Annotated in this window: 13 protein-coding genes and 1 pseudogene; 13 read left to right on the top strand and 1 reads right to left on the bottom strand. The window is 71.3% G+C overall.

Annotated elements, in window-relative coordinates; translation table 11 throughout:
• Positions 1-38: 38 nt before the first annotated feature.
• The 5 genes from ACHFIV_RS06485 to ACHFIV_RS06505 all read left to right on the top strand — a co-directional run bounded on the left by ACHFIV_RS06485 (position 39) and on the right by ACHFIV_RS06505 (position 4951).
• Positions 39-398: a YraN family protein gene (locus tag ACHFIV_RS06485; protein WP_398964562.1), complete on the top strand. Its 360-nt coding sequence runs from the start codon at positions 39-41 to the stop codon at positions 396-398.
• Complete coding sequence (locus ACHFIV_RS06490; protein ID WP_398964564.1) at positions 398-2020, top strand: YifB family Mg chelatase-like AAA ATPase; 1623 nt, start codon at positions 398-400, stop codon at positions 2018-2020. The genes ACHFIV_RS06485 and ACHFIV_RS06490 overlap by 1 nt, the downstream gene beginning before the upstream one ends.
• Positions 2017-3189 (top strand): DNA-processing protein DprA, encoded by a 1173-nt coding sequence (gene dprA / locus ACHFIV_RS06495; RefSeq protein ID WP_398964566.1) that lies wholly within the window; start codon positions 2017-2019, stop codon positions 3187-3189. The genes ACHFIV_RS06490 and dprA overlap by 4 nt, the downstream gene beginning before the upstream one ends.
• Before the next feature lie 270 nt (positions 3190-3459).
• A complete protein-coding gene (whiG, locus tag ACHFIV_RS06500; RefSeq protein WP_398964568.1) occupies positions 3460-4296 on the top strand; it encodes an RNA polymerase sigma factor WhiG in 837 nt (278 codons plus the stop codon).
• A gap of 97 nt (positions 4297-4393) precedes the next feature.
• On the top strand, positions 4394-4951 hold the full coding sequence (locus ACHFIV_RS06505) for a TetR/AcrR family transcriptional regulator (protein ID WP_398964586.1): 558 nt from the start codon (positions 4394-4396) through the stop codon (positions 4949-4951).
• A 158-nt stretch (positions 4952-5109) separates the two neighbouring features.
• On the opposite strand, the pseudogene ACHFIV_RS06510 reads toward ACHFIV_RS06505, so the two are convergent.
• A pseudogene (locus ACHFIV_RS06510) lies at positions 5110-5628 on the bottom strand (peptidoglycan DD-metalloendopeptidase family protein); the annotation flags it as partial.
• Between the two features lie 279 nt (positions 5629-5907).
• Here ACHFIV_RS06510 and rpsB point away from each other — a divergent pair.
• The 8 genes from rpsB to ACHFIV_RS06550 form a co-directional block, all read left to right on the top strand.
• Entirely contained in the window at positions 5908-6840 is a 933-nt protein-coding gene (rpsB, locus tag ACHFIV_RS06515; protein WP_398964570.1) for a 30S ribosomal protein S2, read from the top strand.
• Positions 6841-6939: 99 nt separating this feature from the next.
• Positions 6940-7776: a translation elongation factor Ts gene (gene tsf / locus ACHFIV_RS06520; protein WP_398964571.1), complete on the top strand. Its 837-nt coding sequence runs from the start codon at positions 6940-6942 to the stop codon at positions 7774-7776.
• A 158-nt stretch (positions 7777-7934) separates the two neighbouring features.
• Entirely contained in the window at positions 7935-8711 is a 777-nt protein-coding gene (pyrH, locus tag ACHFIV_RS06525; protein WP_398964573.1) for a UMP kinase, read from the top strand.
• A 115-nt stretch (positions 8712-8826) separates the two neighbouring features.
• Positions 8827-9384 carry a ribosome recycling factor gene (gene frr / locus ACHFIV_RS06530; protein WP_203182718.1) on the top strand — a complete coding sequence of 186 codons (558 nt, stop codon included), beginning with the start codon at positions 8827-8829 and terminating at the stop codon, positions 9382-9384.
• Positions 9384-10475, top strand: coding sequence for a phosphatidate cytidylyltransferase (locus ACHFIV_RS06535; protein WP_398964576.1), 1092 nt, complete (start codon positions 9384-9386; stop codon positions 10473-10475). Before frr ends, ACHFIV_RS06535 begins: the two co-directional genes overlap by 1 nt.
• A gap of 487 nt (positions 10476-10962) precedes the next feature.
• On the top strand, positions 10963-12069 hold the full coding sequence (gene rlmN / locus ACHFIV_RS06540) for a 23S rRNA (adenine(2503)-C(2))-methyltransferase RlmN (protein WP_033304082.1): 1107 nt from the start codon (positions 10963-10965) through the stop codon (positions 12067-12069).
• A gap of 287 nt (positions 12070-12356) precedes the next feature.
• Positions 12357-13451, top strand: a complete 1095-nt coding sequence (locus ACHFIV_RS06545) for a thiamine ABC transporter substrate binding subunit (RefSeq protein ID WP_398964578.1) — start codon at positions 12357-12359, stop codon at positions 13449-13451.
• Positions 13452-13495: 44 nt separating this feature from the next.
• A partial coding sequence (locus ACHFIV_RS06550) for an ABC transporter permease (protein WP_398964580.1) occupies positions 13496-14830 on the top strand: 1335 nt, incomplete at its 3' end.

The following is a 14830-nucleotide window of genomic DNA, read 5'->3' on the forward strand; positions in this document are numbered from 1 at the left end:
CGGAGCGCGTCACAGTCGGTGCCGGAGGTGGTGCCGACATGAACGCACGCGGGGCACTCGGGCGGTACGGCGAGGAACTGGCGGCACGGCTGCTGGCGGAGGCCGGCATGACTGTGCTGGACCGCAACTGGCGGTGTCGGGCCGGAGAGATCGACATCGTCGCCAGGGACGGCGACGCGGTGGTCGTCTGTGAGGTGAAGGCCCGCAGGGCGGGTTCCTTCGAGCATCCGATGGCGGCCGTCACACCGGCCAAGGCCGACCGGCTGCGCAGGCTCGCCGAGATCTGGCTCGACCGGCACGGCGGGGCGCCGCCGGGAGGTGCCCGGATCGATCTGGTCGGTGTGACCCTCCCCAGGCGCGGCGCCCCCGTCGTGGAACATGTGCGGGGCGTCGCCTGATGGGGTTCGCGCGTGCGTGCTCGGTGGCGCTGGTCGGCGTCGAGGGTGTGGTCGTGGAGGTCCAGGCCGACCTGGAGCCAGGTGTGGCCGCGTTCACGCTCGTCGGCCTGCCGGACAAGAGCCTGGTGGAGAGCCGGGACCGGGTCAGGGCGGCGGTCGTGAACTCGGGCGCCGAATGGCCGCAGAAGAAGCTCACGGTGGGCCTGTCGCCCGCCTCGGTGCCCAAGAGTGGTTCGGGCTTCGACCTCGCCGTCGCCTGCGCGGTGCTCGGCGCGGCCGAGCGGATCGACCCCGCCGCCATCGCCGACGTGGTCATGATCGGGGAGCTCGGCCTCGACGGCAGGGTGCGCCCGGTGAGGGGGGTACTGCCGGCGGTGCTCGCGGCGGCGGAGGCCGGATACCGGCACGTCGTCGTCCCGGAGCAGACCGCGGGCGAGGCCGCCCTCGTGCCGGGCGTCTCGGTACTCGGCGTCCGCAGCCTGCGCCAGCTGATCGCCGTCCTCGGTGACGAACCCGTGCCCGAGGAGCCGGCCGCCGACCGGAGCCGCCCCGACACGATGCTCGCCGGACTGATGGTGCCCGGAGCGGGTCTCGGCGCGGGGCTGGCCCAGCTGTCGGCCGACGGCACGGCGCACCGGCCCGATCTGGCCGAGGTCGCCGGCCAGGGCCGGGCACGCAAGGCCCTGGAGGTGGCGGCGGCGGGTGGCCACCACCTGCTTCTGTCCGGACCACCGGGAGCGGGGAAGACCATGCTGGCCGAACGGCTCACGGCGATCCTGCCGCCGTTGTCCAGGCGGGAATCCCTCGAAGTGACGGCGGTGCACTCGGTCGCGGGCATCCTCCCACCGGGTGAACCCCTGATCAGCAGGGCGCCGTACTGCGCTCCGCATCACTCGGCGACGATGCAGTCACTCGTGGGCGGGGGGAACGGCCTGCCCAGGCCGGGGGCGGTGTCCCTGGCGCACCGGGGTGTCCTCTTCCTCGACGAGGCCCCCGAGTTCTCGGGGCGGGCCCTCGACGCGCTGCGCCAGCCCCTGGAATCCGGACACGTGGTGGTCGCGCGCGCGGCGGGGGTGGTCCGGCTGCCCGCGCGTTTCCTGATGATCCTGGCCGCGAACCCCTGCCCGTGCGGCCGGCACACCCTGGCCGGTGCGGGCTGCGAATGCCCGCCCTCCGCAGTCCGCCGCTATCAGGCGCGCCTCTCCGGGCCGCTGCTCGACCGCGTGGACCTGCGCGTGGAGGTCGAGCCGGTCGGAAGGGCGGACCTGATGGGGAGCGGCGGCCGTGGGGAGTCCTCGGCCGAGGTGGCGACCCGGGTGCGGGAGGCCAGGGTGCGCGCCGCGGAGCGGCTCTCGGGTACCCCGTGGACCACCAACAGCGAAGTGCCGGGGCACGAGCTGCGGACCAGGCTGATGGCCGCGCCGGGCGCTCTGATGGCGGCCGAACGTGACATGGAGCGGGGCGTCCTCACGGCCCGCGGCCTCGACCGGGTTCTCCGCGTGGCATGGACGGTGGCGGATCTGAGGGGCGCCGAGCGGCCTGACGCCTCGGACATCGCGGTGGCGCTGGAACTGCGGACGGGCATCCAGCGAGGCGTGCCGGCGCAGGCGGGTGCCCGGTGAGCACACAGCCGCCCCAGGGTGAGCGGGAGCGGCTGGCGCGTGCCGCCCTGACCCGGGTGTTCGAACCGGGGGACGAGCGGGGCGGCCGCTGGATCCGCGAGCTCGGCCCCGTGGAGCTGGTACGACGCCTCGGTGGCACGGACGCCTCTGCCCAGGCGCTCGACGGGATGACGTCGACACGGCTCGCGGGCTACCGCCTGCGGGCGTCGAGCGCCGATCCGGGGAAGGACCTGGCGGACGTGGCCGCGGCCGGCGGGCGGTTCGTCTGCCCCGGCGACCAGGAATGGCCGAGCCAGCTCGACGACCTGGGGGACGCCCGGCCCATCGGGCTCTGGGTCCGGGGCCGGGCCGACCTGCGCCTCTGGGCGCTGCGCTCGGTCGCTCTGGTCGGCGCCCGGGCCTGCACACCCTACGGCGCGCACATGGCGGCGACGCTCGCCGCGGGTCTGGCCGAGCGGGGCTGGGTCGTGGTCTCCGGCGCGGCGTTCGGAGTGGACGGCGCGGCGCACCGGGGGGCGCTGGCCGCGGGCGGGGCGACCATGGCGGTCCTGGCCTGCGGGGTGGACGTGGCGTACCCACGCGGACACGCCGAGCTGATCGGGCGCATCGTGGAGCAGGGCGTGGTCATGGGCGAGCTGCCGCCCTCGGACCACCCGACGCGCACGCGATTCATCCTGAGGAACAGGGTGATCGCGGCGCTCACCAGAGGCACCGTGGTGGTGGAGGCCGAGTACCGCAGCGGATCACTCGTCACGGCGAGGAACGCCCGGCGCCTGGGCCGCTTCACCATGGGTGTGCCGGGCCCCGCGACCAGCGGTCTCTCGGCCGGGGTCCACGAACTCCTGCGCGGTGAGGGCGTCCTGGTCACCGATGCCGCCGAGATCTGCGAACTCGTGGGGCGCATCGGAGAGCTCGCGCCGGTCAGGAACGGCCCCGTCCTGCCCAGGGACCACCTCGACGCCGCCTCCGCGCGAGTCCTGGAGGCACTGCCCCGGGCAGGCGTGATGGGCGGGCGTGACGTGGCCCGGAGTGCGGGGACGTCGACGGACGAAGCGCTCGGCCGGTTGTACGAACTCCACTCACTGGGGTTCGTCGAACGGGAGGGCGACGGGTGGCGGTTGACGCCGGGACGCACACGTGACGGGGACGCGCGGCGAGGCGGTACTTGACCCGGAGCATTCGGGTGAAAAGGTGATGCCGAAGACCTCGGTGCCACCCCGTCGGGCGTCCGGGGCCGGTGCGAGCGGTGGACGGCCCTTGCCGTCGGCCTCCGCCGGCCCCTGCCGGGCGGCGGCGGAACGACGGATTTGGAACGCAATCGCACAGCACGGTTCCTTTGTCCTGCGCGTACCGCAACACCTCAGTCACGCTACGCTCACGAGGAATCCGCCCCACGGACACGTCCCAGTACTTCACAGCAGAACGGCTCAAGGCACCACATGCCCCAGCACACCTCCGGGTCTGACCGCGCGGCAGTACCACCGGCTGCGCGTGGCACTGTGCGCCCTCCCGCCCCTACCTCGCTCGACGAACTGTGGCGGTCGTACAAGACCACCGGTGACGAGAGGCTGCGGGAGCAGCTGATCCTGCACTACTCACCCCTGGTGAAGTACGTCGCGGGCCGTGTCAGTGTCGGGCTGCCGTCCAACGTGGAACAGGCGGACTTCGTCTCCTCCGGAGTCTTCGGGCTGATCGACGCCATCGAGAAGTTCGACATCGAACGGGCCATCAAGTTCGAGACGTACGCGATCACCAGGATCCGCGGCGCGATGATCGACGAACTCCGCGCGCTGGACTGGATCCCGCGGTCCGTGCGGCAGAAGGCGCGCAATGTCGAGCGTGCCTACGCCACCCTGGAGGCGCAGTTGCGGCGCACGCCGTCGGAGGCGGAGGTCGCCGCGGAGATGGGTATCGCCCTGGAGGAACTGCACGCCGTTTTCAGCCAGTTGTCGCTCGCGAACGTGGTGGCGCTCGAGGAACTGCTGCATGTCGGCGGCGAAGGCGGCGACCGGCTGAGCCTGATGGACACGCTGGAGGACACCGCGGCCGACAACCCGGTCGAGGTCGCCGAGGACCGTGAGCTCAGACGGCTGCTGGCCCGCGCCATCAACACCCTTCCCGACCGGGAGAAGACCGTGGTCACGCTCTACTACTACGAAGGCCTCACCCTCGCCGAGATCGGCAACGTCCTGGGGGTCACCGAGAGCCGGGTCAGCCAGATCCACACCAAGTCGGTGCTGCAGCTCCGGGCGAAGCTGGCCGACGCCGGCCGCTGAGACGGAACCGCTTCGGCCACCCGACCGCGGACGCGGACCCCTCGTCGAACCGACGCCGCCGTAGAGTGGAGGCGTGCCCAGGATTCGAGCGGCCTCCGTGGCCGAGCACCGGACCATGCAGCGCGGCGCCCTCCTGGACGCCGCGCGCTCCCTGCTGTCCGAGGGCGGTACGGAAGCGCTGACCTTCCCCGCTCTCGCCGAGCGCACCGGCCTCGCCAGGTCCTCCGTCTACGAGTACTTCCGCTCCCGCGCGGCCGTGGTCGAGGAGCTCTGCGCCGTCGACTTCCCCGTCTGGGCCGCCGAGGTCGAGAACGCGATGGAACGGGCCGGGACACCCGAGGCGAAGATCGAGGCCTATGTCCGCCGGCAGCTCGACCTGGTCGGGGACCGGCGGCACCGCGCGGTCGTGGCGATCTCCGCGAGCGAGCTGGACGCGGGCGCGCGCGAGAAGATCCGTGCCGCGCACGGCGGCCTCATCGCCATGATCGTCGAGGCGCTCGCCGACCTGGGCCACACCGAGCCGAGGCTCGCGGCCATGCTGCTGCAGGGCTCCGTCGACGCGGCGGTGCGCAGGATCGAGCTCGGCGCGGCCGAGGAGCCGGGCACCGTGGCGGACACCGCCGTGGCCATGGTCCTGCGCGGCGTACGGGGCTGAGCGGCCCGCCGGCCCGCCGCCCCGGGCAGGGGTACCCCGAACACCGGCAGCAGCCGGGAGGGCCCCCGCCGCAGCAGTGACGGAGGGAGCAGCGACAGCGGGTCCAGGTAGACGTCCCCGCGCCGCAGGCCCCAGTGCAGGCACCCTGAGGCGCAGTGGGAGGCCTCCTCGCCCAGTACGCCCACCACCTCCCCCGCGACCACTTCGTCGCCCTCGGCGACCCGGGCCAGTACCGGCTCGTACGTGAAGCGGAGCGGCGGGTCCGCGCTGCCGGACACGTCGACGGAGACCACTCCGCGCCCCGCCACCGCGCCCGCGAAGGCGACCCGGCCCGGGGCGGCCGCGCGCACCGGGGTGCCCGGCCGGGCGGCCGCGAGGTCGGCTCCGCGGTGTCCCGGCCCGTACGGGCCGGTGGGCGGCTCCCAGCCCCGTACGACCACGGGGCGTCCCGCGAGCGGCCAGACGCGGTCGCCGCCCGGCGGCGCGCCCGTGGCGGCCCCGGCGGTGGCCGGCCCCGCAAGCAGCGCGAGCAGGGCGGTGAGGAGGGCGACGAGCGGCGCGGCCAGGCGCGCGGCGGGCGGTGGGGGCGGCAGCACCACGGGCCACGCGCCCCGCCCCGGTGCTCCGGGCAGGGCGTCGCACGGCCGGCGGGCGGCTTCTCCAGGTGAGCGGCTCATGACGGAGACGATCTCCCGTGACCCGCGTACCGCGGGGATCACGGTCACGATCTGTGGACGGCCGGAAGCTTGTGGACATCGCCGTCACCCGGCACCCGGCGGGTCCCGTACACTTCTTCTGGCGATCCGGGTCACCGGGTCGACTTCGCACGCCCCGCCACCTCCCTCTCTGCGGAGGGTGGCCGCGCTCCTCGGTCCCTTGTGGCACGGCGCGACGGGGCGTCAGGCGCGACAGCAATCCTGCGGTCGCGAAAACCGAGTACCTCAAGGAGTACGGCCATGGCCGTCGTCACGATGCGGGAGCTGCTGGAGAGCGGCGTCCACTTCGGTCACCAGACCCGTCGCTGGAACCCGAAGATGAAGCGCTTCATCTTCACCGAGCGCAACGGCATCTACATCATCGACCTGCTCCAGTCGCTGTCGTACATCGACCGCGCCTACGAGTTCGTCAAGGAGACCGTCGCCCACGGCGGCTCCATCATGTTCGTGGGTACGAAGAAGCAGGCCCAGGAGGCCATCGCCGAGCAGGCGACGCGCGTCGGCATGCCGTACGTCAACCAGCGTTGGCTCGGTGGCATGCTCACCAACTTCTCCACCGTCTACAAGCGCCTTCAGCGTCTGAAGGAGCTCGAGCTCATCGACTTCGAGGACGTGGCCGCCTCCGGCCTCACCAAGAAGGAGCTCCTGGTCCTCTCCCGCGAGAAGGCCAAGCTGGAGAAGACCCTCGGTGGTATCCGCGAGATGCAGAAGGTGCCGAGCGCCGTCTGGATCGTCGACACCAAGAAGGAGCACATCGCCGTCGGTGAGGCGCGCAAGCTCCACATCCCGGTCGTCGCGATCCTCGACACCAACTGCGACCCCGACGAGGTCGACTACAAGATTCCGGGCAACGACGACGCGATCCGCTCCGTCACCCTGCTCACCCGCGTGATCGCCGACGCCGTCGCCGAGGGCCTCATCGCCCGCTCCGGTGCCGCCACCGGCGACTCGAAGCCGGGCGAGAAGGCCGCCGGTGAGCCCCTCGCCGAGTGGGAGCGCGACCTGCTCACGGGTGAGAAGAAGGACGACGCCGAGGTCCAGTCCTCGGTCGAGACCGAGAAGGACGCCGAAGCCGACGCCCAGCCGGCCGCCATCGCCGCCGAGCAGGACGAGGCCCCCGCCGCCGAGGCCCCCGCCGCCGAGGCGCCGGCCGCGGACGCCGAGCAGGCCTGACCCGTCAGTCACGGCTGAACGACGGCGGGGGCCGGTGCGCAGGCACCGCCCCCGCCGTCCACCCGTAGATCTTTCAGACTTCGAGAGAGAAACAGACTCATGGCGAACTACACCGCCGCTGACGTCAAGAAGCTCCGTGAGCTCACCGGCGCCGGCATGATGGACTGCAAGAAGGCCCTCGACGAGGCCGACGGCAACGTCGACGGCGCCGTCGAGGCGCTCCGCATCAGGGGCCAGAAGGGCGTCGCCAAGCGCGAAGGCCGTTCCGCCGAGAACGGTGCCGTCGTCTCCCTCGTCTCCGAGGACAAGACGTCCGGCGTCCTGCTCGAGCTGAAGTGCGAGACGGACTTCGTCGCCAAGGGCGACAAGTTCCAGGCCGTCGCCAACACGCTCGCCGCCCACGTCGCCGCGACCTCCCCGGCCGACATCGAGGCGCTCCTCGCCTCGGAGATCGAGCCCGGCAAGACCGTCCAGGCGTACGTGGACGAGGCGAACGCCAACCTCGGCGAGAAGATCGTCCTGGACCGCTTCGCGCAGTTCACCGGCGACTACGTCTCCGTCTACATGCACCGCACCATGCCCGACCTGCCGCCGCAGATCGGTGTCCTGGTCGAGCTGGACAAGGCCGACGCCGAGCTGGCGAAGGGTATCGCCCAGCACATCGCCGCCTTCGCCCCGAAGTACCTCTCCCGCGAGGACGTCCCGGCCGAGGTCGTCGAGGCCGAGCGCCGCGTCGCCGAGGAGACCACGCGCGCCGAGGGCAAGCCCGAGGCCGCTCTCCCGAAGATCGTCGAGGGTCGCGTCAACGGCTTCTTCAAGGAGGCCACCCTCCTCGGCCAGCCCTACGCGCTGGACAACAAGAAGTCCGTTCAGAAGGTCCTGGACGAGGCCGGTGTCACCCTGAAGCGCTTCACGCGCATCAAGGTCGGCATCTGAGTCCGTCCGCGAACAACGGTGGACCCCGATAGGGTCTGGTGCAGTCGTCGGCCGCACGCAGCCGGACGACCGCAGATCTGACGAGGAGGCCATTGCCGCTGAGGGACGACAGACCCACCGGCAATGGCCTTCTTCGTATGTGCACGAGGAGAATCTCCATGAACAAGGGCGCGGACGCCACACAGGGTGACCACAAGCGCGACGACGGCACGATTTCCGGACGTTTCATGCTGAAGCTGTCCGGCGAGGCCTTCGCCGGTGGCGGAGGCCTCGGTGTCGACCCCGATGTCGTGCACACCATCGCCCGCGAGATCGCCGCGGTCGTGCGCGACGGCGCGGAGATCGCGGTCGTCATCGGCGGCGGCAACTTCTTCCGTGGCGCCGAGCTCCAGCAGCGCGGCATGGACCGGGCGAGGTCCGACTACATGGGCATGCTCGGTACGGTCATGAACTGCCTGGCGTTGCAGGACTTCCTGGAGAAGGAAGGCATCGACTCACGCGTCCAGACCGCGATCACCATGGGCCAGGTCGCGGAGCCGTACATCCCGCTCCGTGCCGTGCGGCACCTGGAGAAGGGACGCGTCGTGATCTTCGGTGCCGGCATGGGCATGCCGTACTTCTCCACCGACACGACCGCGGCCCAGCGCGCCCTGGAGATCGACGCCGAGGCGCTGCTGATGGGGAAGAACGGAGTGGACGGGGTCTACGACTCCGACCCGAAGACGAACCCCGACGCGGTGAAGTTCGACGCGCTGGAGTACGGCGAGGTGATCGCCCGCGACCTCAGGGTCGCCGACGCCACCGCCATCACGCTCTGCCGCGACAACCAGCTCCCCATCCTCGTCTTCGAACTGACCGCGGAGGGCAATATCGCCCGCGCGGTCAAGGGTGAGAAGATCGGCACGCTGGTGAGCGACGAGAGCACCCGGGCCTGACGGCCCAGAAGATGGACAACGGCCTGCCGGTCGGACACCGTGCAGGTGAGGACGCGACGCAGGATCCGCAGGACCGGGCGATGCCGGGTCCGCTCAAGACACGCAGGAGCACGTGGTGATCGAAGAAATCCTCCTCGAGGCCGAGGAGAAGATGGAGAAGGCCGTCGTCGTCGCGAAAGAGGACTTCGCCGCGATCCGTACCGGCCGTGCGCACCCGGCGATGTTCAACAAGATCGTCGCGGACTACTACGGCGCGCTGACCCCGATCAACCAGCTCGCCTCGTTCTCGGTCCCCGAACCGCGGATGGCCGTGGTGACCCCGTTCGACAAGAGCGCACTGCGCAACATCGAGCAGGCGATCCGTGACTCCGACCTCGGCGTCAACCCCAGCAATGACGGCAACATCATCCGTGTGACGTTCCCGGAGCTCACCCAGGACCGCCGCAAGGAGTACATCAAGGTCGCCAAGACCAAGGCCGAGGACTCCAAGATCTCGATCCGCTCCATCCGCCGCAAGGCCAAGGAGTCGCTCGACAAGCTCGTCAAGGACAAGGAGTCCGGCGAGGACGAGGTCCGCCGCGCGGAGAAGGAGCTCGACGACACCACCGCGAAGTACGTCGCGCAGGTGGACGAGCTGCTCAAGCACAAGGAAGCCGAGCTGCTCGAAGTCTGATGAACGACTCTTCCTGGGGCGCCCCGCGGGGAGCCGGTTATCGGAGCGCGCCCGAGATGGGGGCCGCTCCGGCGGGTCCTGCATACGATGTGTACGGCGCCCAGCAGACTCGGCCCATGCCCATCGTGCCGGACGCTCCCGACGCAGGTAGAGACGCTGACGACCGCGACGACCGGAACGGGGACGCCGCCGCGCGCGTCAGCGGCCCCCTGTTCCGTGACGAGAAGCCGCAGGAGCCCATGTCCACCCCGTTGCCGTCGCCCCCGCCGCAGAAGAAGCGTGCGGGGCGTGATCTGCGTGCGGCCATAGGGGTCGGCCTCGGGCTCGGCGCGGTCGTCGCCGGGTCGCTCTTCATCGTGAAGGCCGTCTTCGTCGGTGTGGTCGTGATCGCGGTGGTGGTGGGGCTCTGGGAGCTCACCTCCCGCCTGAAGGAGCGCAAGGGGATCAACGCCCCCCTCGTGCCGCTCGCCGTCGGCGGTGCCGCCATGGTGGTCGCCGGCTACGTGCGGGACGCGGAGGGCGCGTGGGTCGCCATGGCGCTCACGGCGCTCGCGGTCCTCGTCTGGCGGATGACGGAGCGGCCGGAGGGCTACCTCAAGGACGTCACGGCCGGTGTGTTCGCCGTGTTCTACGTGCCGTTCCTGGCGACGTTCGTCAGCATGATGCTCACCGCGGACGACGGGCCGTGGCGGGTGCTGACGTTCCTGCTGCTGACGGTGGTCGCGGACACCGGAGCGTACGCAGTCGGCTGGCGCTACGGCACGCACAAGCTGGCGCCTCGCATCAGCCCCGGGAAGACCCGTGAAGGCCTCTTCGGCGCGATCGGCTTCGCGATGGCCGCCGGTGCGCTCTGCATGGAGTTCCTGATCGACGACGGCCGCTGGTGGCAGGGGCTGCTCCTCGGTCTCGCGGTCGCCGCCAGCGCCACGCTGGGGGACCTCGGCGAGTCCATGATCAAGCGGGATCTGGGCATCAAGGACATGGGCACGCTGCTGCCCGGCCACGGCGGCATCATGGACCGGCTCGACTCGCTGCTGCCGAGCGCCCCGGTCGTGTGGATGCTGCTGGTGCTGTTCGTCGGATCCGGCTGAGCCGCGCGGCCGTCCCCGCGTCGTGGTTCCACGGGGCGGGGCCCACCGTCCACCGGGCGGCGGGCCCCGCCCCGTGGGCGTCCGACGACGGCGGGACAGCTTCCAGCCGTTCCCGCGGAGGCGGACGGCGACGTGGACGGCGCCCAGGGCCCACACCTCGGGAGCGCTCACGTGAGGACCCTGCCGACGTCCGGCGAGTCCGGCTGCGACCGGTACTCGGGGGTCCATGGCCCGCCCGTGCCCGCGTCCCCGGTGCCGATGCCCCCGGAGGCCGGGAACCGTGAGGGCCCTGGGCCGGCGGACGGGCCCGCCGGTACGGGGCGTCCGTCGTGCGATCGGTCACTGTCGCCGCGTACGGCCGGGCCGCCCCCCGGGCCGTGGCACGCCTGTGACGACGGCCGGCGGCTGCCTCGCGGGCGTGCGCGGAGCCCTCCGGCGGCCCGGAGGCCCCGGGGCACCCCGGCGTGTCTGCGACACTGGAGGAACCATGCCTAAGCCCGGAGAACTCACTTTCGTCGCGCCCCGCGGAGCCAAGAGGCCGCCGCGGCACCTCGCCGACCTCACACCCGACGAGCGCAAGGAAGCAGTCGCCGCGACCGGCGAGAAGCCCTTCCGCGCCAAGCAGCTGTCGCAGCACTACTTCACGCGGTACGCGCACGACCCGGCGGAGTGGACCAACATCCCGGCCGCGTCACGCGACAAGCTCGCCGAGGCGATGTTCCCCGACCTGATGTCGGTCATGCGCCACATCAGCTGTGACGACGACACCACCCGCAAGACGCTGTGGAAGCTGCACGACGGGACGCTCGTCGAGTCGGTCCTCATGCGCTACCCGGACCGGGTGACCATGTGCATCTCGTCGCAGGCGGGCTGCGGGATGAACTGTCCGTTCTGCGCGACCGGGCAGGCCGGGCTCGACCGCAACCTGTCGACCGCCGAGATCGTGCACCAGATCGTGGACGGCATGCGGGCGCTGCGCGACGGCGAGGTCCCGGGCGGCCCGGCGCGGCTCTCCAACATCGTCTTCATGGGCATGGGCGAGCCGCTGGCCAACTACAAGCGCGTGGTGGGGGCGATCCGCCGGCTGACGGACCCGGAGCCGGACGGCCTGGGGCTGTCGCAGCGGGGGATCACCGTCTCCACGGTAGGACTGGTCCCGGCGATGCTGCGTTTCGCCGACGAGGGCTTCAAGTGCCGTCTCGCGGTCTCGCTGCACGCACCGGACGACGAGCTGCGCGACACCCTCGTGCCCGTGAACACCCGCTGGAAGGTCCGTGAGGTCCTGGACGCCGCGTGGGAGTACGCGGAGAAGTCGGGCCGCCGCATCTCCATCGAGTACGCGCTGATCCGTGACATCAACGACCAGGCGTGGCGGGGTGACCGGCTGGGCCGTCTGCTCAAGGGCAAGCGGGTACACGTCAACCTCATCCCGCTGAACCCGACCCCGGGCTCCAAGTGGACCGCCTCGCGGCCCGAGGACGAGAAGGCGTTCGTCGAGGCCATCGCGGCCCACGGCGTACCGGTCACCGTCCGGGACACCCGCGGCCAGGAGATCGACGGCGCCTGCGGGCAGCTGGCTGCCTCGGAGCGCTGAAGCCGTCCCCGGTGGGCGGGCGCCGTCCGCCCGGTCCGGCGTGATCCGGCCGGACCGGCGTGATCCGGCCGGTGTAGCCTGGCCCGGAAATCAACTTCATATTCCGACAGGGGAGCGCCACAGCGCTGAGAGTGCGGCACCGAGGACAGGTCGGCCGCAGACCCTCTGAACCTCGCCCGGGTCATTCCGGGTAGGAAGTTCGGACCTTACTCAAGCTGTTGCGCCCTGCCCGCTCGCCGAGCGGGCAGGGCCGCGTCTCTTCCTGGTCACCTCCAGGAGGAATCATCATGAACACCACCACGAAGTACGCGGCGACGGCGCTCGCCGCCGCGCTCGGCGTCACCGTGCTCGCGGGCTGCGGCGGCTCCGAGGACGAGGCTTCGGGCGATGCGGGGGCGGGTTCCAAGACCGTCACTCTGGTCAGCCACGACTCGTTCAACGCCTCGGACGCCGTCCTGAAGGCGTTCACGAAGGAGACCGGCTACAAGGTCGAGGTGCTCAAGAGCGGTGACGCCGGAGCGGCGCTCAACCAGGAGATCCTGACCAAGGGATCCCCCCGCGGCGACGTGTTCTTCGGCGCCGACAACACGCTGCTCTCCCGCGCGCTCGACAACGGCCTGTTCACGCCCTACGAGGCGAAGGGCCTCGACCGCGTCGCGGCCGACACCCAGCTCGACGCGGACAAGCACCGGGTCACCCCCGTCGACACCGGCGACGTCTGCGTCAACTACGACAAGAAGTACTTCGCCGACAGGAAGCTCGACCCGCCGACGTCCTTCGAGGACCTGCTGAAGCCCGCGTACAAGAACCTCCTCGTCACCGAGAACGCGGCCACCTCGTCGCCCGGCCTCGGCTTCCTCCTCGGTACCGTCGCCAGCCAGGGCGAGACCGGCTACCAGGACTACTGGAAGAAGCTGAAGAGCAACGGGGTCAAGGTCGTCGACGGCTGGGAGCAGGCCTACAACGAGGAGTTCTCCGGCTCCGCCGGCGGCAGGAAGGCGAAGGCCGACCGGCCGCTCGTCGTCTCGTACGCCTCCAGCCCGCCCGTCGAGGTGCTGTACGCGGATCCGAAGCCCACCGAGGCTCCGACCGGCGTGGCCACCGGCACCTGCTTCCGCCAGATCGAGTTCGCCGGCCTGCTGAACGGTGCCGAGAACGAGGCGGGGGGCAAGGCGCTGCTGGACTTCATGATCAGCAAGCGGTTCCAGGAGGACATGCCGCTGAACATGTTCGTGAACCCGGTGGTGGAGGACGCGGAACTGCCCGAGCTCTTCACGGAGTTCGGTGCGACCGTCGACAAGCCGGCGACCGTGGATCCGGAGAAGATCGCCAAGAACCGTGAGCAGTGGGTCCAGTCGTGGTCCTCGCTCGTCGTGAAGTAGGCCCCCGGCCCGCGCGCGGGGGGAGCGCGGCGCGACTCGGTCTCATGACCGTGCCCGTCGTGTTCTTCGCGCTGTTCTTCGCCTACCCGGTCGCCGCCATCGTCGGCCGGGGGCTGAGGACGGACGGTGTCTGGCAGTTCGGCCGGATCGGCACGGTGCTGAGCCGGCCGGACATCCTCGACGTCCTCTGGTTCACCACCTGGCAGGCGTTCGCCTCGACCGCGCTCACTCTGCTGATCGCACTGCCCGGCGCCTACGTCTTCGCCCGCTTCGACTTCCCCGGCAGACAGCTGCTGCGGGCCGTGGTGACCGTGCCGTTCGTCCTGCCGACCGTCGTCGTGGGGACGGCGTTCCTGGCCCTGCTGGGGCGCGGCGGGTTCCTCGACGAGCTCTGGGGCGTCCGGCTCGACACGACCGTGTGGGCGATCCTCCTCGCCCACGTGTTCTTCAACTACGCGGTCGTCGTCCGGACCGTCGGCGGGCTGTGGGCGCAGCTGGACCCCCGGCAGGAGGAGGCGGCCCGGGTGCTCGGAGCCGGCCGGTTCACCGCCTGGCGGCGGGTGACCCTGCCCGCGCTGGCTCCGGCCGTGGCCGCGGCGGCCCTGATGGTCTTCCTCTTCACCTTCACCTCGTTCGGCGTCGTCCAGATCCTCGGCGGTCCGGCCTACTCCACGCTCGAGGTGGAGATCTACCGGCAGACCGCCCAGCTGCTCGACCTGCCGACGGCCGCCGTACTGACCCTCGTGCAGTTCGCCGCGGTCGCCGGGATCCTGGCCGTGCACGCCTGGACCGTGCGGCGCAGGGAGACGGCCCTGAAGCTCGTCGACCCGTCGCAGACGGCCCGGCCGCCCCGTGGCGCCGGGCAGCGCGCGCTGCTCGGCGGCGTCCTGCTGACCGTGCTGCTCCTCGTCCTGCTGCCTCTCGGTGTGCTGGTGGAACGCTCGCTGGACACTTCGGGCGGCTACGGTTTCGGGTTCTACCGCGCGCTGCGGTCCGCCGACGCCAACGGCTCCACCTTCCTGGTGCCGCCGCTCGACGCCATCGGCAACTCCCTGCGCTACGCGCTGGTCGCGACTCTCATCGCCCTCGTGGTCGGGGGCCTTGCGGCAGCCGCCCTGACCAGACGGGCCGGGCCGCTGGTGCGCGGCTTCGACGCCCTGCTGATGCTGCCGCTCGGAGTGTCGGCGGTGACCGTGGGCTTCGGTTTCCTGATCACGCTCGACGAGCCGCCGCTCGACCTGCGTACGTCCTGGATCCTCGTCCCGCTCGCCCAGGCCCTGGTGGGTGTGCCGTTCGTCGTACGGACCATGCTGCCCGTCCTGCGTGCCGTGGACGAGCGGCTGCGCGAGGCCGCCGCGGTGCTCGGCGCCTCGCCGCTG

Origin of the sequence: Streptomyces sp. ALB3, from assembly GCF_044385685.1 — a bacterium.
GTDB lineage: Bacteria > Actinomycetota > Actinomycetes > Streptomycetales > Streptomycetaceae > Streptomyces.